Annotated in this window: 18 protein-coding genes; 8 read left to right on the top strand and 10 right to left on the bottom strand. The window is 42.7% G+C overall.

The window, feature by feature from the left end:
• Nucleotides 1–33 precede the first annotated feature (33 nt).
• The 3 genes from AAFN85_RS27505 (at nt 34) to AAFN85_RS27495 (ending at nt 2,169) form a co-directional block, all read left to right on the top strand.
• Entirely contained in the window at nt 34–366 is a 333-nt protein-coding gene (locus AAFN85_RS27505; protein WP_347531178.1) for a DUF4870 domain-containing protein, read from the top strand.
• Between the two features lie 219 nt (nt 367–585).
• Nucleotides 586–1,773, top strand: a complete 1,188-nt coding sequence (locus AAFN85_RS27500) for a GAF domain-containing sensor histidine kinase (protein ID WP_347531177.1) — start codon at nt 586–588, stop codon at nt 1,771–1,773.
• A 24-nt stretch (nt 1,774–1,797) separates the two neighbouring features.
• Nucleotides 1,798–2,169, top strand: coding sequence for a hypothetical protein (locus AAFN85_RS27495; RefSeq protein WP_347531176.1), 372 nt, complete (start codon nt 1,798–1,800; stop codon nt 2,167–2,169).
• Nucleotides 2,170–2,367: 198 nt separating this feature from the next.
• Here the strand turns inward: AAFN85_RS27495 and AAFN85_RS27490 are convergent, their stop codons facing one another.
• Nucleotides 2,368–2,805 (bottom strand): SRPBCC domain-containing protein, encoded by a 438-nt coding sequence (locus AAFN85_RS27490; protein ID WP_347531175.1) that lies wholly within the window; start codon nt 2,803–2,805, stop codon nt 2,368–2,370.
• A gap of 347 nt (nt 2,806–3,152) precedes the next feature.
• Nucleotides 3,153–3,827, bottom strand: coding sequence for a DinB family protein (locus tag AAFN85_RS27485; RefSeq protein WP_347531174.1), 675 nt, complete (start codon nt 3,825–3,827; stop codon nt 3,153–3,155).
• Nucleotides 3,828–3,974: 147 nt separating this feature from the next.
• Here AAFN85_RS27485 and AAFN85_RS27480 point away from each other — a divergent pair, with 147 nt between their 5' ends.
• The 4 genes from AAFN85_RS27480 (at nt 3,975) to AAFN85_RS27465 (ending at nt 11,507) form a co-directional block, all read left to right on the top strand.
• Nucleotides 3,975–4,958 carry a helix-turn-helix domain-containing protein gene (locus AAFN85_RS27480; RefSeq protein WP_347531173.1) on the top strand — a complete coding sequence of 328 codons (984 nt, stop codon included), beginning with the start codon at nt 3,975–3,977 and terminating at the stop codon, nt 4,956–4,958.
• A gap of 111 nt (nt 4,959–5,069) precedes the next feature.
• Nucleotides 5,070–7,940, top strand: a complete 2,871-nt coding sequence (locus AAFN85_RS27475) for a two-component regulator propeller domain-containing protein (protein WP_347531172.1) — start codon at nt 5,070–5,072, stop codon at nt 7,938–7,940.
• A 2-nt stretch (nt 7,941–7,942) separates the two neighbouring features.
• Nucleotides 7,943–10,804 (top strand): histidine kinase, encoded by a 2,862-nt coding sequence (locus tag AAFN85_RS27470; RefSeq protein ID WP_347531171.1) that lies wholly within the window; start codon nt 7,943–7,945, stop codon nt 10,802–10,804.
• Nucleotides 10,805–10,874: 70 nt separating this feature from the next.
• Nucleotides 10,875–11,507, top strand: a complete 633-nt coding sequence (locus AAFN85_RS27465; RefSeq protein WP_347531170.1) for a response regulator transcription factor — start codon at nt 10,875–10,877, stop codon at nt 11,505–11,507.
• A gap of 163 nt (nt 11,508–11,670) precedes the next feature.
• Here the strand turns inward: AAFN85_RS27465 and AAFN85_RS27460 are convergent, their stop codons facing one another.
• The 7 genes from AAFN85_RS27460 to AAFN85_RS27430 all read right to left on the bottom strand — a co-directional run bounded on the left by AAFN85_RS27460 (nt 11,671) and on the right by AAFN85_RS27430 (nt 18,646).
• Complete coding sequence (locus AAFN85_RS27460; RefSeq protein WP_347531169.1) at nt 11,671–12,105, bottom strand: cupin domain-containing protein; 435 nt, start codon at nt 12,103–12,105, stop codon at nt 11,671–11,673.
• Between the two features lie 20 nt (nt 12,106–12,125).
• On the bottom strand, nt 12,126–13,016 hold the full coding sequence (locus tag AAFN85_RS27455; RefSeq protein WP_347531168.1) for an MBL fold metallo-hydrolase: 891 nt from the start codon (nt 13,014–13,016) through the stop codon (nt 12,126–12,128).
• 68 nt (nt 13,017–13,084) lie between these two features.
• Nucleotides 13,085–13,468, bottom strand: coding sequence for a DUF302 domain-containing protein (locus tag AAFN85_RS27450; RefSeq protein ID WP_347531167.1), 384 nt, complete (start codon nt 13,466–13,468; stop codon nt 13,085–13,087).
• Nucleotides 13,469–13,683: 215 nt separating this feature from the next.
• Nucleotides 13,684–15,192 (bottom strand): glycoside hydrolase family 43 protein, encoded by a 1,509-nt coding sequence (locus tag AAFN85_RS27445; RefSeq protein WP_347531166.1) that lies wholly within the window; start codon nt 15,190–15,192, stop codon nt 13,684–13,686.
• Between the two features lie 184 nt (nt 15,193–15,376).
• Nucleotides 15,377–15,943: a hypothetical protein gene (locus AAFN85_RS27440; protein WP_347531165.1), complete on the bottom strand. Its 567-nt coding sequence runs from the start codon at nt 15,941–15,943 to the stop codon at nt 15,377–15,379.
• A gap of 208 nt (nt 15,944–16,151) precedes the next feature.
• On the bottom strand, nt 16,152–17,348 hold the full coding sequence (locus AAFN85_RS27435) for a GTP-binding protein (protein ID WP_347531164.1): 1,197 nt from the start codon (nt 17,346–17,348) through the stop codon (nt 16,152–16,154).
• A gap of 158 nt (nt 17,349–17,506) precedes the next feature.
• Nucleotides 17,507–18,646: an acyltransferase gene (locus tag AAFN85_RS27430; protein WP_347531163.1), complete on the bottom strand. Its 1,140-nt coding sequence runs from the start codon at nt 18,644–18,646 to the stop codon at nt 17,507–17,509.
• Between the two features lie 257 nt (nt 18,647–18,903).
• Between AAFN85_RS27430 and AAFN85_RS27425 the strand changes: the two genes are divergently transcribed.
• Entirely contained in the window at nt 18,904–19,773 is an 870-nt protein-coding gene (locus AAFN85_RS27425; protein ID WP_347531162.1) for an AraC family transcriptional regulator, read from the top strand.
• 160 nt (nt 19,774–19,933) lie between these two features.
• On the opposite strand, the gene AAFN85_RS27420 is transcribed toward AAFN85_RS27425, so the two are convergent.
• Nucleotides 19,934–21,340, bottom strand: a complete 1,407-nt coding sequence (locus tag AAFN85_RS27420; protein ID WP_347531161.1) for a sugar porter family MFS transporter — start codon at nt 21,338–21,340, stop codon at nt 19,934–19,936.
• Nucleotides 21,341–21,345 lie beyond the last annotated feature (5 nt).

Genomic DNA, 21,345 nt, shown 5'->3' with positions numbered 1-21,345 from the left:
CATTTATCGTTTAACCTTAAAAAACAAAAAGTTATGACAAACAAAAGCATGGCCATTGTGGCATACATCACCATCATCGGTTGGATCGTATCTTATTTGGAGTATAAAAAACGTACCGATAAAAGCCCGCTTGTTAACTATCATCTTGGGCAATCTCTTGGTTTAATTATTTTATCGGTAGTGTTAGGTGTAGCACTTTCTGTATTGGCCGCCATTGTTCCGGCGCTTTCAATGGTATCTATGGTTACCGGCATTGTAACACTTGTATTGCTGTTACTTGGTGTAATTACCGCCAATAACGAAGCTACCAAACCGCTCCCGGTGGTAGGCAAATTGTTTGAAGGCAAATTTGATTTTTCGAAATAACCAACCCTGATAGGGGCGAATAGGCAACACTACGCAAGCCATTTTAACCTATTACCTTTCACTATTGAAGAACCCGGAGCGCTAACGGTGTTGGCGCCCGGGTTTTATTTTATTTGCCGCTATAGTTAATTGCATTGAATATTAGGAAAGATATTTAATGTTTATAAATAATAACTTTTGAAAAGTTTATATTAGTTGCTGTCAATCCTAAAACGTATTATGGACAATGTTTACGGAATAAACCTTATTCCTGATAATGATGCGGAGCGTATTGCGGCGCTCGAGCGTTACCAGATCTTCAACTCGCACAAGGAAAAAGCTTTTGATAGCATTTGTGAGCTTGCCTGCGAGTTATTTTCCTGTCCGATAAGTCACATTTCATTTTTAAACGCCGATACCGAATTTGTTAAAGCCGAAGTTGGCCTAAATGGTTTACAGTTTGTAAACAGGGGCGTTGGTTTTTGCTCGGTAGCAATTTTACAGCCCGATCTGCTTTTGGTTGAGGATACTTATAAGCACGAGCTTTTTGTTAATCATCCCTATGTTACCGATAAACTTCGGATCAGGTTTTATGCCGGTGCCCCCATAATTACGCCCGATGGTTACATTATTGGCACCTTGTGCCTTATTGATACCGAACCACGGTTGTTTACCGAAAAAGAACAGAAGCTTCTGAAAAAACTGGCCAACGTAGCGATGGAGCAAACCGAGTTAAGGCGTAACAATATCGCGCTGTTACAACAACGCGATGAATTTATAGCCATAGCCAGCCACGAAATGCGCACTCCCGTTACGGCATTAAAGGCAGCAATACAGGTTTTGCACGCCCACCAGGATGAAGGTCCGATAGAGCTGAATAAAATAATGATAGAGCAGGCCAACCGGAGTGTAAATAAACTTACTTACCTGGTAACCGATCTGTTTGATGCCAGCAGGCTGGCTGCACGAAATTATACTTTAAAAAAGTTGCCTTTTGATTTGGGGAACCTCATCACCACCTGTTGCGATTTTATCACTGTTTCGGGCAAGCATGAACTGGATATTGAAGGCGACTTATCTGTTCAAGTAGTTGGCGACGAGAAAAAAATAGAACAGGTATTGGTTAACCTGGTAGAAAACGCTGTAAAATACGCTCCATACTCTAAGGTAATTTCCATCCAGGTGCAACAACTTCCGGATGCTGTGCGGGTTAATGTTACAGACTCGGGGCCGGGCATAGAGCCGGATCAATTGCCGCATATATTTAAGCGATACTTCCGGTCGGAAAACGGTGCACCTCAATCGGGCCTGGGCTTAGGTTTATACATCTGTGCCGAAATTGTTAAACAACATGGCGGCGAAATAGGAGTGAAAAGTGAATTGGGGAACGGTAGTACATTTTGGTTTACACTGCCACTATCCGTATAATAGTGGTCATTAGTTTAAGCAACAATGAAGAAACCCATGCCTTTTGATTTCCTGCTCGATTATTTGCCCCCGGGCTTGATCGTTAAGCCGGCCGTTGGTATGTTCTATATCTATTTTGATAAAAAGATAGTCCTCATCTTCCGCAAAACAAATAAGAATCCGCAACACAACGGCATCTGGATCGAAACTAAAAGGGAGTATCACGATAGTTTAAAAACAGAGATACCGGCTATTACCAATTTTGAACTGGAAGAGGGCTTTGATACCGCCTGGCTGCTGCTTAGCGATAAGCATGATGATTTTGAAAGCGCCGCGGTACAACTTTGCCAATTGGTAACCCTTAAGGATAGCCGGATTGGGAAAGTTACGCCGAAGAGTAAGGCGTTGTTTGTTTGATAGTATGATAATCACATCCTGCTAAAAGCCTTCATTGCCGTTGGTTTTAACCAACGGAATAATGAACAACAAGCAAATGGGCTTTAGCCCAATCCGCTTGCTTAGTTGGGCTAAAGCCAGGAAATTTTGTCTTTTTTGCCGTTGGTTGAAACCAACGGCAATGAATACTTTGCATTTTTCAACAGCACTTAAAAACGTTTAGCAAGCCTCGTCGGGATGTCCTTTTCCTGTAATAACCAAATCATGGAGGCTTTGCAGGTAGTAATTCCAGCCGCCGCTACAGGCCTCAAAACAATCCAGTTGGGGCGTTAAGCCTTTGTGTGTAAAGCGTAGGGTTGTTTGCCCGTTCTTCTCATCAATATTAAAAGTAATGGTAGTGCCCGTCCATTCGGTTTTATCGTCAACAAAATTGATGCTGGCATCGGTGGTTAGCCAAACTATTTTTTTGTTTGGTATAACCTCGGTTAAGCGGTGGCGGCTGTAGTGGATATCTTTGTGGCGGTAAACAAATTCATCGCCTTGCTGCGCAGATTGGCCTTCCAACCCTTCCGACCACCAGCCGCGAACATTGGTTACTGCATCAAATACTTGCTTGGGCGTTTGGGTAAAGGTGAATGAGGTAGTGAAATCTTTCATGGTATTTATATATTGTTCTTCAGAGGCGGCTTAAAACATATCGAAGCCGTCATTGCGAGGCACGAAGCAATCCCCAAGAGGCAGAGTGGCTATGCAAATCCGCCCTGTAAAGTCGGGGATTGCTTCGTGCCTACCCATGACATAATTAAAAACTGTTGTCATCCTGAGCGATAGCGAAGGATCTTCTTCAACAAGCATATCCGCTATACAGGGCGAAGAAGATGCTTCGTACCTCAGCATGACAAATGGGATAATGTCATACCTCCTTTAGATGCCGCGGCTTTTAATTACAGCAATGACGTTAGGGATAGTAATTTTATCTAATCGTTTTTAAATAGGTTCCTCAATCAACTCTTCGGAAAATCAGCACTTGCTTTCACCTCATTAATTTGCTGAGTATGCCTGTTGGTATGTGCCGAAATAAGCAGGATAAATTGGTAAGCATCATAAGTACCGATAGGCAAAACAGATACATGGTTATGTAAGTCCTGATCCGTATTTTTAACAAAGGCGATCAGTTTTTCGCGGTTTTCTTTAAAAGCGGCAAGTGCTTCGGGTAGTGTTTTATAGGGTGAGTTTGCCGGTTCAAGGGCCGCGAAAGTTTTTGATTTATGCGAACGGTCTTCCACAGCGCCAACCAGTTGTTCGTCGCTAAATTTAATTCCAGCGCGCTTTTCGGGGTTGGCCGGTTGCTTTAGCGATGCATCTACCATGTCCCAAAGATTTTTTTCGGACGCTGCTATGTGTTTCACACAATCTTCCACACTCCATTTATCGGCCGCGGGCTTAAATTGTAGCTGTGCCTCTGATAGTCCCTTTACTGCATCAAAAACTCCCGATTCTGTTTCGGTTAAAAATTTAATGGCGTAGTCCCGTTCTTTAGGTGTAAGCTGATCGGGTTTCGCCGTAGTTGATATAGTTGTCATGGTGTTTAACTGAACGGAGTGTGGTAACCGGGTATCGTTTTTAAAAGCACTAAGGCTTAGCAATGCTGGCAACAGGCAAAAAGTTAGCTTTCTCATTGGTTTGATATTGGTATGGTTAAGTAATTCAATGTTTTACATACAAATATACCATCCGGAATGCGCCGATAAAAGGTGTTATTTAGACATTGTGGTGGGTTGATTTGGACATATCGAAATACCTATCTTTACTTCAAAGCCATAGTTATGAAACACCTCACCATCATTGTGCCCAACGGCGAAAACAACCTGAGCAGCATTGTAGGCGCTTATAAAATATTCACCCGCGCCAATGCTTACCAAAAAGAAAAGGGCAAAAAAGAAGTGTTTAAAATTGAACTGGCGGGTATTGCGGCCGAGGTTGATTTTTATGGTGGATTATTTACCGCCCGCCCTCACAAACATATTTCGGCCATAAATAAAACCGATCTGGTTGTTGTTCCGTCACTCAATCACAACTATCAACAGGCTATAAAACTAAATGGCGAAATAATTGACTGGATAGGTGATCAATATCGCAACGGTGCCTGCATTGCCAGTATTTGCACCGGGGCTTACCTGTTGGCTGCTGCTGGTTTGTTGGACGGTAAAAGTTGCTCAACACATTGGTCGGCGGCAGATCAGTTAAAGCAGCTTTACCCTGATATTAATTTGAAAACCGATCAGTTAATAACCGATGAGCAGGGGATCTATACCAACGGCGGCGCTTACTCTTTTCTTAACCTCATCCTCTACTTAGTTGAAAAATATTACGACAGGGAAACCGCCATTTATTGCTCAAAAGTTTTTCAGATAGAAATGGACAGGCACAGCCAATCTTCATTCATTATTTTTAAGGGACAGCGCAGCCACGGCGATGAGCTGGTTAAAAAAGCACAGGTTTATATTGAAAGTAAACTGGATGAACGGATCTCTATAGAAAGTCTTGCTTCCAGCTTTGCCATTGGCCGTCGTAATTTCGACAGAAGGTTTATCAAGGCTACCGGCAATACCCCGGTAGAGTATGCCCAGCGGGTTAAGATAGAAGCAGCGAAAAAAGCTTTTGAAACCAGCCGGAAAACTGTTAACGAAGTAATGTATGAGGTTGGTTATGCCGATTTAAAGGCTTTTAGAGAGGTATTCAGAAAAATTACGGGCTTCTCTCCGTTAGAATATCGCGGGCGGTATAACCGCGATGGTGCGTTGAGATGAAAAACCTGTTCAACTTTAATATTCACCAATAATATAACACAAAGCCGCGCACTCCGTATAATTGTGTATTATTAACAAGGGAAAGATATATAATTGATTGTAGGTGATAAAATGCTGCTGAAAAGCCCTTTTTTTAAAATACTAATTCTAAGTCTGTTTTTATTTTCGGGAGTATATGCCGATACACCTTACCAGGTGGTATACCTTAAAAACTACAGCACGCCCGATGGTTTGCCCAGTTCGCGGGTAAACTATATGATGCAGGATAGCAAAGGCTTTATCTGGATAGCTACAGATAAAGGTGTAAGCCGGTTTGACGGGCAGCATTTCAAAAACTTCACCTCGGCCGATGGGCTGGAAAGCAATGAGTGCTTCCGTATTGCCGAAGATAATTATCATCGGATATTTTTTTACTGCAACAATTACCGGTTTTGTTATTACGAAAACGGGCTTATCCATAAGCTGGATCCGCAGCAAAAAATATTAGTAGTGCCTTTTGCTAATTTCTTTTTTAACCGGTATAACGAGCTTTGCGTAAATTTTGCCCTTAGTACAAAGGTTTATCATTTTGCGCAACTGCGGTCAAAACCTCATACCCTGCAACGTTTGGTGGGCTATACTTATGGCCCCAACGGCGAAGAACTAACCCTTACCAACGATGATATCAATATACTCGAAAAGGCACTTTCGGATGGGGAATTAAGCTATATTACTGCCAAAAATAACACTAAACCCTACAGGCTTGCCGTAGAAAAAAATCACCTGCTGCTAATAACCAAAGAGTGGGTGCAGGTTTACAAATCAACAGAAAATGGAATTGTTCCGCTTAACAAGATCCACTTTGAAGGGAACGTTACATCGGTTTATCCAACGGGCAAAAATACGGTGGCGGTTACCACAGTAAAGCAGGGTACCTATATTATCAATTACCTTACCGGCAATCGTAAAAATTATCTGAACAACAACATCACCACGGCTACGGTTATTGATAAAGAAAATAACATATGGTTTGGCAGTTATGATAAAGGCTTTTTTTTAAGCACCAATCCCGAAGTAACAGTTATTAACAAAGAAAGCGGCCTGGCCAACGAGGATGTTTTAAAATTGGGTGTAGCGGGCGGCTATCTGTTTACCGGGCATATTTTAAGTGTGCTTAATTATATGAAGCTCGGGGCTCCGAACACTTCTATAGGTAGTATAACTATAAAGCAGGAGCGGTCTGATTTTAACCGGATCACCGGTTTGGTCACCATTCCTGATAATAAGCTTATGGTTGGTACGGATAATGGCATATTTAGTATAGATGTTTCTAATAGTAACCCTGCGCTATGGCAGCCTGTGAAACGCTTTTTTGGCCCCATAAAAGGAATCGCAAACTGGCCTGATACGGTAAGTTTTATTTCGCACAATTCTATCGGGATCCTTTCGCACCAACTTAAGGATGTGATAGGTTATAACCTTGAATCGGTCCGCATGACCTCACTCGCGCGTTATAAAAACCAAACGCTGGTAGGCTCACTGTACGGTTTGTACCGTTTTACACCTTTAATACCCGTAATTAACCAGGGCAAATTTAAAAATGAGCGGATCCTGGCCGATAAGGGGATTGATGTTGTGAAATGCCTGGCATCAAATAACAAAGCGCTGGCCGTGGGTACCGAAGGTAAGGGCGTATTTTTATGGGTGAATGAAAAGGTGGAGGAATTTAACGCGCCGGTTATATCATCCGGCGATATCCGGAAACTGGTTTGGACGGATGATAATACCTTATGGGCCTGTACTGCCAACGGGGTAAGTATCATCAGCTTTACAAATAATTATCAAAATTACCGGGTTAGTTTGCTTAATACCAGCAATGGCTTACCATCAGATAACGTGGCCGATGTTGTACGTAATAATCGGGATTATTATATAGCTACAGATCAGGGCATAGCGGTTACTCAAAATTTGGGGAATGCTAATTTGCCAAAGCCCGTTATTATAGACGATGGGATCCCCGAAGAGGAAAGCAGCTTTAGGTATGGCCAGCCTGTGGTGTTTAACTGTGTTGCCCTATCCTACAAAAGCATGGGGAAAATACAGTACCGTTTCAGGCTTAAGGGAGTTGATAAAAACTGGAGCATAGCACCCTCCGGCGAAAAACGGTTCGATCTGTTGCCCCCCGGCCATTACGAACTGGAAGCCGTTGCCGCGGATCGTGTTAATCAGCTAAGCCGCTCACTTGTTTTTAAGTTTGAGGTGATGCCCTTGTGGTACCAGCAATTATGGCTGCAGATAGTGGCTGTTTTAAGCGCGATAATCATCGTGTTTTTGGTGGTGCGTAAATACTACCTATCCATTATCGGCCTACAAAAAAAGGATTATGAAAATGCCCTTGCCCTGCAGCGTGAACGTCAGCGCATCAGCAGTGAGGTACATGATGATCTGGGCGCGAGTATCTCGGGTATTAAGCTCCGCACCGAACTATTGAGTAAACGGGTGGCCGATCAGCCCGCGTTTAAAGAGATAAATGCCATTCATGAGGCCATAACCGATATTACCATCCAGATGCGGTTAATTATCTGGAGCCTTGATCCGGAAAATGACGAGGTGGGCAACCTTGCCGATTTTATCCATAAGCAGGCCATCAGGCTGTTTGAATTTAGTGATATCCGCCTTAACGAAAGCACTTCTGTAGGCGAAGAGATTATTACTATCAGCGGCGAAAAAAGGCGGCAGATCTATTTGCTGGTGAAAGAGGGACTGAACAACATTATCAAGCACTCGGGCGCACGAAACGCTTTTTTAAGCATCAGCATTTATAAAAAACGCTTGCAGATCACTATCCGCGATGATGGCAAAGGCTTTGATCTGGATACGCGGAAATTTGAAACCATGGGGGTACGTAATATTTACGCACGCGCAAAACGGTTAAATGCCGATTTGAAAATTGATACCGCCCGCGGAAAAGGGACATCCATTAGCTTTAAACTACACCTTTAAGCATGGGATTAAAGATGCCTTTTCTAAAACTTTTAATACTTGCTTTATGCTCGTTTTCGGGCGTATACGCCAGTACGCCCTACCAAATAGTATACCTCAAAAACTATAGCACACCCGATGGTTTGCCAAGTTCGCGGGTAAACTATATGATGCAGGATAGTAAAGGCTTTATCTGGATAGCTACCGATAAAGGTGTGAGTAGGTTTGACGGACAGCATTTTAAAAATTTCACCTCGGCCGATGGTTTGGAAAGCAATGAGTGTTTCCGTATTGCCGAAGATAATTACCACCGCATATTTTTTTATTGTAATAACTATCGCTTTTGCTACTATGAAAACGGTGTTATCCATAAGCTTGATCCTCAGCAAAAAATATGGGTGCTGCCTTTCGGCAATTTCTTTTTTAACCGATACAACGAGCTTTGTGTAACCTATGCGCTCAGTACCAAAGTTTATCATTTTGCGCAACTGCGGTCAAAACCACATGCCTTGCAACATTTGGTAGGCTATACCTATGGCCCCAACGGTGAAGAACTAAGTCTTACCGACAATGATATCAACATACTTGAAAAGGAACTCTCCGCCGGGCAGCTAAGCTACTTTACAGCTAAAGATAATACCAGGCCTTACCGGTTGGCTTTGCAGCAAAATCATTTGTTATTAATAACCAAAGATTGGGTGCAGGTTTACAAGTCGACAGAAAACGGCATCGTCCCGATCTATAAAGTCCGCTTTGAGGGGAACGTTACGTCGGTTTATCCAACGGGTAAAAATACGGTTGCTGTTACCACGGTAAAGCAGGGCACTTATATCATCAACTACCTTACCGGCGAGCGTAAAAATTATCTGAACAACAACATCACCACGGCAACGGTTGTTGATAAGGAAAATAACATATGGTTTGGCAGTTATGATAAAGGCTTCTTTTTAAGCACTAATCCCGAGGTAACGGTTATCAATAAAGAGAGCGGGCTGGCCAATGAGGATGTTTTAAAACTGGGCATAGCAGGCGGCTACTTGTTTACCGGGCACATTTTAAGTGTATTGAATTACATGAAGCTTGATGCTAATCCCAACCCGGCCATAGGCAGCATAACCATAAAGCAGGACCGGTCTGATTTTAATCGGATCACCAGCCTGGTTACCATTTCGGGCAACAGGCTTATGGTGGGTACTGATAATGGCATATTTGGTTTGGATGTTTCCAATAGCAAGCCCTCATCATGGCAGCCGGTAAAATGTTTTTTTGGGCCTATAAAAGGAATTGCCCAACAGCCCGATGACCTGTGTTTTATTTCGCAAAACTCGGTGCTTACCATGTCGAATGATTTTAAGGAGTTGCAGGGTTACGCGTTCGAAAATTTGCGACTTACGTCCTTAGCCTGGTATAAAAACCACATGTTGATAGGTTCGCTTTACGGTTTATATCAGTTTAAGCCTAACCATAAAAGTAGCGGTTATTATACCAAAATATCTCCCGATAAGGGGATTGATGTTGTAAAATGCATGGCATCAAACAATAGCGCGTTAGCTATAGGCACCGAGGCCAAAGGTTTGTTTTTATGGGTTGATAAAAAGGTGGTGCAATTTAACGCGCCTGTTATATCATCGGGCGATATCCGTAAACTCATCTGGACGGATGATAACACCTTATGGGCCTGCACGGCCAACGGGGTAAGCATTATCAGCTTTAAAAATAACTATCAAAATTATAAGGTAAGCCTGCTTAATACCAGCAACGGCTTACCATCAGATAACGTTGCCGACGTTGTACGGAACAACCGCGATTACTATATAGCTACCGACCAGGGTATAGCGGTTACTCAAAACATGGGGAACACTAATTTGCCCAAGCCGGTTATAATTGATGATGGGGCAGGCACAGAGGAAAGCAGCTTTACCTATGGGCAGCCCGTTGTGTTTAATTGTGTTGCACTATCCTACAAAAGCATGGGTAAAATACAATACCGTTTCAGGCTTAAAGGAGTTGATAAAAGCTGGAGTGTGGCCCCATCCGGCGAAAAGCGTTTCGACCTGTTACCACCCGGGCATTATGAATTGGAAGCCGCCGCTGCCGATCGCTTTAATCAATTGAGCCGCACAATTGTTTTTAGCTTTGATGTGATGCCTTTATGGTATCAACAATTATGGTTACAAATAGTAGCTGTTTTAGGCGCGATAATTATAGTGTATTTGGTAGTGCGTAAGTATTATTTATCCATTATAGGCCTGCAAAAAAAGGACTATGAAAGTGCCCTTGCGCTGCAGCGTGAACGTCAGCGGATTAGTAGCGAAGTACATGATGATCTGGGTGCAAGTATATCTGGTATTAAATTGCGTACCGAACTGTTGAGTAAAAGGGTGGCCGACCAGCCCGCGTTTAAAGAGATAGATGCTATTCACGAGGCGATTACCGATATATCAACCCAAATGCGTTTAATTATCTGGAGCCTTGACCCGGAAAACGACGAAGTGGGCAACCTTACCGATTTTATTCATAAGCAGGCTATCAGGCTGTTTGAATTTAGCGATATCCGCCTTAATGAAAGTACTTTAGTTAGTGATGTTACTATAACCATCAGCGGCGAAAAAAGGCGGCAGATCTATTTGCTGGTTAAGGAAGGTCTGAACAACATCATCAAGCATTCGGGTGCGAGGAATGCTTTTCTGAGTATCAGCCTTTATAAAAAAAAGCTGCATATCACTATCCGCGATGATGGGAAAGGTTTTGAGCTGGATCCACGTAAACTTGAAACCATGGGGATCCGCAATATTTACGCGCGGGCAGGGAGGTTAAATGCCGATCTAAAAATTGATACAGCCCGTGGAAAAGGAACATCAATCAGCTTTAAAGTGCACATTTAATCTACTACTTAATAGGTATAACAAAAGTGTATATAATTTAGGATATTAGCCATCTACATTTACTGCAAGCATGCTCCAGATAGTTTTAATAGAAGATAATTTACATTTCAGGCGTGGATTGGAACAGATAATCCATGATATGAGCGGTGTAAGTTTGATGGGATCATACAGTAATGCCGAAGCCGTACTCAAAAAAATAGGGCAGCTTAAGCCTGATATTTTTATAGTTGATATAAACCTTGACGGCATGACCGGCATTGAGTTTATACGCCGGGCCAAACCTCAGGTTCCCGGAACCGAGTTTTTGGTATGCACCATAAACGATGATAACACCAATATTTTTGAATCGTTAAAAAGCGGGGCAACCGGTTACATGCTCAAAGAGTCATCGGCCGATGAAATTAAAAATGCCATTAACGAGATAGCCGCGGGAGGTTCGCCGATGAGCGCCTACATTTCACGACGTGTAATAGCATCATTTAACAACACTGCCGAAGCCAAGCCAGCTTCGCCCGCTGCCGAAAATTTAACCGAACGTGAGATAGAAGTGCTTAACTACCTGGCACGCGGCCTGCAGTATAAAGAAATTGCCGATAAGCTCCAAATTACCACCGGTACCATAAAAAAGCATATCCGTAATACCTACGTTAAGTTGCAGGTACAGAATAAAGTAGAAGCAATTAATAAATTCAGAGCATACTGATATACCACTTTTTCAGTATTGCAGGGCAAAAAGGGTAAGGTTACTTTTGTATTGTAAAGAACTAAAGGGCAAAATTTTAATTAACTACCCTTTTAGTTCTTTACAACCTAAACCTTATCATATTTTACCTTTTGGCCTATAATTATATGGGCCTTAGGTGTTTCTAAACAAAGCTTATGCCGTACCTGCTGCATATTTCGCTAACCTTTTCAAAATCCGGCGTTCCGGAGGGCAGCTCACTCAATTCTAAAAACATATTTTCGGCACCGGCGGGTGTTACAGTTAATGCAATAACTGCTGTTTGATCGCCAACTGCAAGTATCGAATGTGGTACATTACGGGGTAAAAATATCATGTCGCCGGCTTTTAAAGTACCTTCATCATCGCCAAATTCAAAATGGACTTCGCCTTCCAGTATATGAAAATGCTCGTCATTGTCATTGTGGATATGTCGGGGGACACCCGTGCCGGGCGGCAGGTTTTGAATAATTGAAGCAAATTGCCCGTTAGTTTCCTGGCCGGTCAGTTTTATGATCTGACTGCCGGTTAGCACGTTAATTTGTTGTCCTTCGGTTGATCTTATCACTTTCTCTTTCATCGATATCACTTATATATTTATTAAAAATTATGCTGTTTTACGGGGTATAGTTTAGCTGTTTGCCCGGTTTTAAGAATATGCAGGCGTTTGCCAAATTCGGTTTTATTGAGTGTGTCTTTTAAAACCGAGATCGGTTCAACATACATCGAAAAAGTACTGTGGTGCACTGGGATGATCATTTGCGGGTTAAGTGTTTTGGCAATTTGAAGGCAATCGGCAGAGTTTAAACCTCTTCTCCCAATGGCCCCGTCCGAGCCAACTGCACCCATATCAGGTATTAGCAAGTCTATATTACCATATTTGGTGTAAGTGGCTATATCATCAAACCATACGGTATCGCCAGCCCAGTAAATGCGGTAAATATCATTTCCATTGCTATATGTAATAATGTATCCGTTGCCTTTACCCAACTGTGCTTTAAGCGGGTCGTTAGCCGCGTGATGCGCCTCTACCGCAGTGATGGTAAGTGTTTCGTTTGCCTTTTTTACTACAGTGCTATCGCCCCAGTTAAGGCCGGTAAATACCGTCCATCCCCAATCATTAAAAACCTGTTTGTTTATCAATGGGCCTACAACGTGCAGGTTTTTGGGTAATGTTGCTACTGCCTGTTTATCCACATGATCGGCATGGGGGTGGCTTACTAAAAGCACATCGATATTATCCATATCAAATTTAGCGGGTGCTATGAGGCGGGTGATAGGTGCATTTAGCTGCCCTGTGGTAGGATGCTGTTTGATAATAAATGCCGAATCGCCTTTAGGGCTTAGCATTGGGTCGGTCAATATTTTAAAACTGCCCAAATGAAGTACATAGGTTGGGCCGCCTATCCATTGTAATGATTTTGTTTTTTGCGCGTTTGCGGTTATTACGGATACTAAGAGTAATCCGATAATGAGTTTTAAAGTTTTCATAAAGTTGTTTTGCATGCGATGTGTTGGCTGGTGTGCCCCGCATGTTATGTGTGTTTTTTAATGTGTTGTTATTGCAGGATCTTGGTAACCAGAGCATCGATATCAACCAGGGCGGTGGCTTCTGCACTTAAGGAAAACCTTGTTTGCAGGTAATCGGCCGCGTTGTAGTAAACCCAGGTTTTGTTTTCATCATCCTGCCAGGCCATGATCTTCAATGGTAGATCGAGCGCGGCAACCGGATTTTCTTTCATTACCAGTCCCCCGCGTTTGGGGTTTCCGAAAAGGATAAACTCCAGATGGTTTAATTGAATGCCTGCTTCGGCAGCTTCAGCTTGCTGGTTTATTCGGACGTAAATAGTCGCCCCGTTTTTTGATAGCACGTCTGCTATCTTATCGAGGGTTTCCCTTACCGGTAACTGACTTTGGCGAATAATGATCCCGTTGTTTTTCATATCCCGTTGAGGTTAAAATGTCCTGCTTTGATGAAACAAAATTAGCCTGATGGCCTATCTGCCAACATGGACAAAAACGGGAAAGATTTGTACAAATCCTGCCAATGCTTGTATGGTTTGGCTTTGATGAGGATATTAAAAAGTAAAGCCCGGTATGTTTATACCAGGCTTTACCTCCGTTAATAGATTAGCTAACGAATTATCTTCAAAAGTTACTAATCCTTCTTATTCTCCACACTAAAACTGCTAAATTGGGCCTTTTCGGTTGGCAGTCCCTTAAAGAACAATCCTATTCTTTGCGGCCTGTCCCACTGCGGCAAAAAGTTTAACGAGGCATTGCCGCCTGCATTTAGCTCTGTCCATTTGTCGCCACCCTGTTTGTAATAAGCTTTACAGGTTCTGTCGGGCGTCATGCTGAATTTAAGTTCAACACGAGAGTTACCGGTAATAGCTGCCGAATCTATCACACTAAATTTTCCATCGCGCACCATCCACAATTTTACGCTCTTGCCCGCTGTACCAATGCCCAGGGCGGCATTTGAGGTGCCATAAAATGTAAGGCCTTTAAGCGCATCATTATGGTTAGTTACGGTAGTTGTCATATCGAAATGATCGGATAGGGGGCGTACGCCATAAACTATTCCGGTTGTGTTTTTATCAAGCGTTTTTCCTGATAATGAGAAGATCCCGTTGCCTTGTTTTACAACAGGCGCAGCGTTATGAAAATCATATTGCCAGTATAAAGCCGGACTTTTAGCCATAAAGTTATCATGGATATTGGGTAGGGGACGGGCCTCGTTTAAAGCCTTCATAACCGGCCAGCCACTTTTTGCATCCCAGCTAAGGGTTGATAATACACCCTCGCGTCCTGTAAACACTTCACTGCGCTCGCTGTAGGCGTGGCAAAGGTAGGCGTATGTACCATTGGTGTTTTTTACAAAGGTACCGTGCCCGCTGCATTTCCATCCGGGTGCGGGTTTCAGCAATTGTTCGTTATCACTTTTTTCATAAGGGCCTGCAAATTTGGTGGCCCTTGCTACTTTTACGTGATAACTGCAAGGGATACCGCAGCAACCACCTGCCGAGTAAAACAGGTAATAATATTTGCCATGCTTCAAAAAGCTTTGCCCTTCCATTCCTGCTTTTTTATCGTCTTTTAATAAAGAGAAGGTTTCTCCCTCTGTTTTCAAACCATCTGCCGAAAGTTTGTAGGCCAACAGCTCGATAGGGCGGTTGTCAAGCCCGTAGGCTTTAAAGCTGATGTAGAGTTGGCCATTATCGTTGTAGATAAACGGATCGATGGCTTCTTTGCCAAAATCAACGATAACACCGTGATCTGTAAAACCATGGTCGGGATATTTTGAGGTGGCCACGCCAATGCAGCTGATGTTATCAGCTTTACGGCGCGCTGTATAATAAATGTAATAGGTATTGCCGATGTGGTAGTACTCCGGTGCCCAGAATGAGCCGGTTATCCATTGGGGAGTTTTATCAAACACATAGCCAACCTGTTTCCAGTTTTTCAGATCGGTTGAGTGGTATATCGGGTAATGAGGAGCCCACTCGGATGATGTTCCCGCAGCATAATAACCTTTAGGAGTTGAGATAATGGTAGGATCAGGAAAGTCGCCGGGAATAACGGCAGTGGTAGTTTGGGCGTTACTTTCAATAGTTGCCCCGAGTAAAAGCAGGGCGATAAAAAATCGGAGTGTAAATAATTTCATTAGGCTGTAATTGATTGGAGCCTACAATATCGTTTATTATCCGCTATTTTTAATAATGCTAAACCGATTTTTTATTGATTAGCGCTATCACGGTTGGTTAGTCAGAGAGAAAATGGTAAATGATCGCATTAAGTTAGGCGTACTTATAAATTGTGTACTGCTAAACTTAATGCGATCAATTTAATTAATGGCCACCATGGCCGTTTTTATCATCTTTACCCGGCTTATTGTTTTTTTGCGATGATGGGGCTTGATGCTGATCTCCTCTCGCCGGCGTGGACCTGCTTTTTTCTGGTTGCTGCGGGCCACGTTGCTGTTGTGGTTGGTTGTGCCCTTCGTTTGAACGGGCTTTAGTGTATTTCACGTCGCGGCTGTCCCTGATAACCGGTTGCTTGGCCGTATAAGTTTTGTACCTGCTATATTTTGTAATATGTGATTGATGTTGCAGATACGGTTTCGGGCTGTTCATCACTACTTTGTAAGCACCGTACAAATCAAAGCCTGAATAACGTGAAGGCAACGCCGAACTCCAGATCCATTTGTTGTTAACAAGATAAATATACTGCGAGGAAGGAACGTAGTAATAAGCATCTACTGCAGGGATGTAATAATAATCTACGTGATCATAGCCTGTAGGGCCCCACGCCGGTTGTGAACCGATATTAACACTGATGCTAACCTGCGCTTTTGCAGGATGACTGGTTACTAATACGGCCAGGAAGAGGGACGAGGTTAAAATTATTTTTTTCATGTTTTTGTTTGGTAGTTATATACCACGGGTAATACCCGCGATACGGTTAAAAACTCGTCAAAGCAAACCATTACCTTGCTAAACGGCAACTGAAGTAGACGAAGATGATTAATGTGTCGACGAATTGGGTTGATCGGGTAGATTTATCTCTCCCAAAAACATAATTGCCTTCTAATTTTATATGATTTAAACAGACGCTTCGAAAGATTTACAAAACCTGATTGAAGGGATCTTCAAAGTACTGTTGGTTTTTATAAGCCTCCATCTCCTCGTTATTGATCAGGCATTGGTTAAGCTCCGCGATAACTTTCTCCTTATCCATATGCTGGCCAATAAACACTAATTCATTTTTACGGTCGCCAAACTGCGCCGACCAGCCGGCCTCAATTTTCTGTTGATTATCAACAAAATCGCTGTACTTAATACGTTCCTGGTAAGGCATTGAAGCCCACCAAACCCCTGCATTTTCCAAACGCGATGAACCTCCGGCCTGCGAAAAACTTAAAGCTTCATCCCGCTTTGAGGCGATCCAAAACAATCCTTTTGCCCTGATGATATTGGTAGGGTACTCATAATTTAAATAATGCCAGAAACGCTGGGGGTGAAAAGGCTTTGATGACCTGAATACAAAAGAACCTATACCGTATTCTTCTGTTTCGGGCATGTGCTCATTTTCCAATTCCCTGATCCATCCGGCAGATTGTGATGCTTTTTCAAAATCAAACAAGCCCGTGTTTAATATTTCAGCAGGATCTATCGCGCCAAATTGGGAGCGGATCAGTTTCGCATCGGGATTTAATTTCTTTATCAATGTTTCCAGTAGTTGCACATATTCAGCTTCAATTAAATCTGTTTTGTTCAGGATGATAACATTCGCAAACTCTATCTGGTCGGTAAGTAGGTTAACGATGGTCCGCTGGTCCTGCTCGCTTTCAACAAGGCTGCGATCAAGCAAAAGTTCGTTCGATCCAAAATCGCGATGAACGTTAAAACAATCAACTACGGTAACCATTGTATCCAGTTGTGAAAAACGGCTCAGGTCTATCCCAGCCTGCTCATCAACAAATGAAAACGTTTGTGCAACGGGAATAGGCTCTGAAATGCCGGTGCTTTCAATCAGCAAATAATCAAACCTGTTTTCACGGGCCAGTTTTTCTACCTCTATCATCAAATCCTCTCTCAGCGTACAGCAAATACAGCCGTTACTCATTTCTACCAGCTTCTCTTCGGTTCGGGAAAGTGTTTTTTGATTGGCTACCAGCTCCGCGTCGATATTTACCTCGCTCATATCATTCACAATTACGGCCACCCGCATATTTACTTTATTGTGCAAAACATGGTTAAGTAAAGTGGTTTTCCCTGCCCCTAAAAATCCGCTTAGTACGGTTACCGGTAATTTTTTCATCTTAAATCTATCGTTGTTGGATGGCAAAAATAGATAAAGATTTTTCAAATGCAACTTAGTTGCATTTGAAAAATGAAAAAATGGATTTTGGCATATTTATCGCCCGCTGTGAAAGTTTAAATTTTACTGGCGATTTAATGGATGACATGTGTACGAACTTACTTTGAGGCTTTTTTTATCAAAACGGTTTTCCTTAGCCATTCTCTTACAGGTTCATCATACAGTTTAAGGCAGATGTAAGCAATAAATATGCTTGTTAGTGTAAGGCCTAAGCCAACCGCGATGGTATAGGTGTTCATGGTTAGTTTATTATTTGAAACCCAGGCCGTATAGGTGTAAACTAATGGGAAGTGTGTTATATATAAGGGATAAGAAATATCTCCTAAAAACTTACATATCCTGGTTGATGTTGGTGTGTTAAGCTGGCCTCCGGCCCCCATAGCTACTACAAGCGGGAATATAATAATAACACATAGGGCTTCATATAATCCATTCATCCAAACGTGTTGATGATCGCCTATTCGCGGTATGCATAAAACTATCAGCAACAGCACGCTGCACCACAAAAAAGCATTTTGAGTATGAATAATTTTGCCCACCCGGCAAAGCAATATGCCTGCAAAAAATGGATATAGAAGCCTCGTAAAACCTATAAACAGCTGGGTTTGATCGATGGACCAACCGCCAATAAGGTCGCCGTTATTACCGGTTAGGAGATAGCCTATCAGCAGGCAACCAGCCAACGAAACAAAAACTGATAGCGCCAATTTTGAAAACCTGCGTATTACCAGCGCATAAAGAATATTGGCAACATATTCAAAAAACAACGACCAGGCCGGGCCGTTTAATGGGTGCATCTCTTGCCAGCCCCTGATATCCATTGATTTTGTTACCGGGATCAATGTACAGCCTATCAGCATAATAAGCAGCATTTTCCAAACGGGTGTGCCCGCTATCGCCGGAAACGCGGGGCTTACCTGGAAATAAAATAGCGCGGCACCAATCAATGATCCTACAATCACCATTGGCTGAAGGCGCACCAACCGCCGCTTATAAAAATCCCATTGGGTCATTTTGCCCCAACGGTCATCATACGCATAGGCCACAACAAAGCCCGACAATACAAAGAAAAAATCGACCGCGAGGTAGCCGTGATTAATGAGCTGCCCAGCGGGACTTCCGCTGCTTATCGCTTCAAATACGTGGTATAAAATAACCAAAACAGAGGCAACGCCGCGCAGCCCGTCAAGAATAGGGTAGTGTTTTTTTGTTTCAAAGTAAGTGTTACTTGTACTCATTTTTATTTATAGGTTATTGATTGTTTTTTCATATGGTTGGAGGCAACAGGTTTGAAAATTGATCCGTCATCACTTAAAGCCTGGTAATCGATGCCGCATTCTGAATCATGGCAAATACAGCTGGTGATCAAAATTTTCAGCTAACTGTTGGCTATAATTATCAGATCCCGGCGGACAAAAATATTGGTAATGGCAATACCTGAATTGTCGTATCATTGAAATTGATTGTTCTATATTTGTATAAAAGGTGTAATTGGATGAAAAAAGACGCGTTGGTTTTAAAATATTGTCCACCTCCCGGCGATCAAAAACAATCGTTATTGGTAGATCATGTCCGGATACCGCCAAATGAACAGATCACTTTTCATCAGCACGACGCGCTGGAGATATCTTATATCATTAAAGGTTCGGGAACCAGGGTGATGGGAAATACGATGCAGCCCTTTTTAGAGGGCGAGATCGTATTTATCCCCTCAAATGTGCCGCATTGCTGGTCGTTTGATGAATATGATACTCATGGGGACGGGACAATCGAAAATATTTCTATATTTTTTTTGCCTGAACTGCTTGATGCTATTTCCACAACATCGCCGCAGCTTTACACAGATATTTTGAAAATTAAGGATATCGAAGAGGCCATTGTTTTTAATAACGGTGCATTGAAGCAGATGCAAATAATTTTGCGCTCAATGACCAACGAGGGCCAGTTTGAACAGTTGGCAAGTCTTTTCAGGTTGCTATCTGTAATTGCCCTAACAGAAGATAAAACAGAAATAGGAGGGCGGGTAAACGTTAGCAGGAACGATAAGAGGATGCAGAAAGCGTATAGCTTTGTGATCAATAATTTTCAAAACCCGGTAACGTTAGAGGATGTAGCGATTTTTGTTGGTATGGATAGATCTTCGTTTTGTACCTTTTTTAAAAAAATGACCGGTAAATCATTTTTTACCTTCTTAAATGAGTACCGAATAGAATCTTCTATTCAAATGTTGCAAAAAACAACTTTAACAGTCGCGGAAATATGTAATGCTACCGGCTTTAATGATATACCTTACTTTAACAGGGTATTTAAAAAAATCAAACAAACAACCCCAACAGCTTATCGCAGTTCAAATTATATTTTATAGGAAGGAAGAATTTTTACACGAATTTTTGCGAATTATCGAATTACACGAATCTCAAATCTATGCCGATAAAAATTCGTGTAATTCGTTTAATTGTGGGCGATTTGAAAGTCAATTCGTGTAGAAATTTCTTATCGTGATTTATTTTTGAACGGAATATCAATCAATGCCCCACCCAAATATCCTGCACTTCCTCCAACGATTTTCCTTTAGTTTCGGGCACCATTTTGTATACCACCCAAAACGATAAAAGGCAACAGGCCGAAAAGAACCAAAACGTAACTGCAGGTCCAACCGAACTTAAAAATATTGGCGTAAGCCAGCCCACAATAGTATCGGCTACCCACATTGTCATGATGCTTAAGCCCAGTGCTCGGCCACGGATCCTGGTAGGGTAGATCTCTGATGCGATAACGAATTTTAGCGGGCCTATCGAAAACGCGAAGCATGCTAAAAACAAGATTATACTAATCACCAGAGCTATGCTGTTGGTAGTGCCCGCATAAAAACAAACACCCGTAAAAAACAGGCAAACGGTAGCGCCTAATGCGCCTGCGATGTATAGCGGCCTGCGCCCCATTTTATCTACCTTCCAAATGGCAATCAGCGTAAAAATAAAGTTGGCGATACCAAATATGATCTGGCCAAGCAGGGCATTGCTGATGTTGATGCCTGCATCACTCAAGATCCTTGGGCCGTAGTAAATTACCGCGTTAATACCGCTGAATTGTGAGAACAAGGGCAGCAGCAAACCAATTAACAGAGGTTTACGCATAGCGGGGGCAAAGATCTCGCGGTAGGTGCCTTTTTCCTGGCTTTGGGTATTTTTGATCAGGATGGCATCATCCAGTGCAGTTGCCTGGTCAGTTATTTTTGACAGGATAGCGATGCCCTCGTCGGTTTTCCCGTTCTGGATAAGCCAGCGCGGGCTTTCGGGTACAAAGCACAGGCCGATAAAAAACAGCAAGGCTGGGATGGCACCGAGGCCAAGCATGCTGCGCCAAACTTCTTTAACCAGCACAAGGTCGGTTATTTTGCCTAAGCTATCGCCCTTATAGTGTAATGAAAAATTGAGCAGACCGGCATTGGTAAGGTAAGCCACCAATATACCCGCCGTTATGGCCAGCTGATAAAAAGTAACCAGGCGACCACGGATCTGCGCAGGTGCAATTTCTGAAATGTACAGCGGTGCTACAATTGATGCTACACCAACGCCCATACCGCCCAGCATGCGAGCTAAAATAAGCAGCGTAAAACCCGAAGATAATGCCGAACCCACAGCAGAGAGTAGGAACAATACGGCTGATAACATCAGCATTTTTTTACGGCCGAGCCTATCGCTTAGATCACCAGAAAAAGCTACCCCGATAATGCAACCGATAAGTGCCGAGGATACAAACCAGCCCTCAGTAGCGGCCGATAACGCGAACTGATTTTTTACAAATGGGAGCACGCCCGAAATAACAGCCATGTCAAAACCAAACAGTAGGCCACCCAGCGTTGCAATAATGGTTACGCCTGTTAAAAATAGGGCGGAGGTTTTGGTCTCCGATGATAGTTTTTGATTCATAGCTA

It is taken from the genome of Mucilaginibacter sp. CAU 1740, from assembly GCF_039839285.1.
GTDB lineage: Bacteria > Bacteroidota > Bacteroidia > Sphingobacteriales > Sphingobacteriaceae > Mucilaginibacter.
This window is presented reverse-complemented; position numbering and strand designations above follow the sequence as displayed.

What these genes read in the sequence shown, in the direction of transcription:
- AAFN85_RS27505 (WP_347531178.1), top strand. Translation starts at nt 34, where the DNA reads ATGACAAACAAAAGCATGGCCATTGTGGCATACATCACCATCATCGGT.
- AAFN85_RS27500 (WP_347531177.1), top strand. Translation starts at nt 586, where the DNA reads ATGGACAATGTTTACGGAATAAACCTTATTCCTGATAATGATGCGGAG.
- AAFN85_RS27495 (WP_347531176.1), top strand. Translation starts at nt 1,798, where the DNA reads ATGAAGAAACCCATGCCTTTTGATTTCCTGCTCGATTATTTGCCCCCG.
- AAFN85_RS27490 (WP_347531175.1), bottom strand. Translation starts at nt 2,805, where the DNA reads ATGAAAGATTTCACTACCTCATTCACCTTTACCCAAACGCCCAAGCAA.
- AAFN85_RS27485 (WP_347531174.1), bottom strand. Translation starts at nt 3,827, where the DNA reads ATGAGAAAGCTAACTTTTTGCCTGTTGCCAGCATTGCTAAGCCTTAGT.
- AAFN85_RS27480 (WP_347531173.1), top strand. Translation starts at nt 3,975, where the DNA reads ATGAAACACCTCACCATCATTGTGCCCAACGGCGAAAACAACCTGAGC.
- AAFN85_RS27475 (WP_347531172.1), top strand. Translation starts at nt 5,070, where the DNA reads ATGCTGCTGAAAAGCCCTTTTTTTAAAATACTAATTCTAAGTCTGTTT.
- AAFN85_RS27470 (WP_347531171.1), top strand. Translation starts at nt 7,943, where the DNA reads ATGGGATTAAAGATGCCTTTTCTAAAACTTTTAATACTTGCTTTATGC.
- AAFN85_RS27465 (WP_347531170.1), top strand. Translation starts at nt 10,875, where the DNA reads ATGCTCCAGATAGTTTTAATAGAAGATAATTTACATTTCAGGCGTGGA.
- AAFN85_RS27460 (WP_347531169.1), bottom strand. Translation starts at nt 12,105, where the DNA reads ATGAAAGAGAAAGTGATAAGATCAACCGAAGGACAACAAATTAACGTG.
- AAFN85_RS27455 (WP_347531168.1), bottom strand. Translation starts at nt 13,016, where the DNA reads ATGAAAACTTTAAAACTCATTATCGGATTACTCTTAGTATCCGTAATA.
- AAFN85_RS27450 (WP_347531167.1), bottom strand. Translation starts at nt 13,468, where the DNA reads ATGAAAAACAACGGGATCATTATTCGCCAAAGTCAGTTACCGGTAAGG.
- AAFN85_RS27445 (WP_347531166.1), bottom strand. Translation starts at nt 15,192, where the DNA reads ATGAAATTATTTACACTCCGATTTTTTATCGCCCTGCTTTTACTCGGG.
- AAFN85_RS27440 (WP_347531165.1), bottom strand. Translation starts at nt 15,943, where the DNA reads ATGAAAAAAATAATTTTAACCTCGTCCCTCTTCCTGGCCGTATTAGTA.
- AAFN85_RS27435 (WP_347531164.1), bottom strand. Translation starts at nt 17,348, where the DNA reads ATGAAAAAATTACCGGTAACCGTACTAAGCGGATTTTTAGGGGCAGGG.
- AAFN85_RS27430 (WP_347531163.1), bottom strand. Translation starts at nt 18,646, where the DNA reads ATGAGTACAAGTAACACTTACTTTGAAACAAAAAAACACTACCCTATT.
- AAFN85_RS27425 (WP_347531162.1), top strand. Translation starts at nt 18,904, where the DNA reads ATGAAAAAAGACGCGTTGGTTTTAAAATATTGTCCACCTCCCGGCGAT.
- AAFN85_RS27420 (WP_347531161.1), bottom strand. Translation starts at nt 21,340, where the DNA reads ATGAATCAAAAACTATCATCGGAGACCAAAACCTCCGCCCTATTTTTA.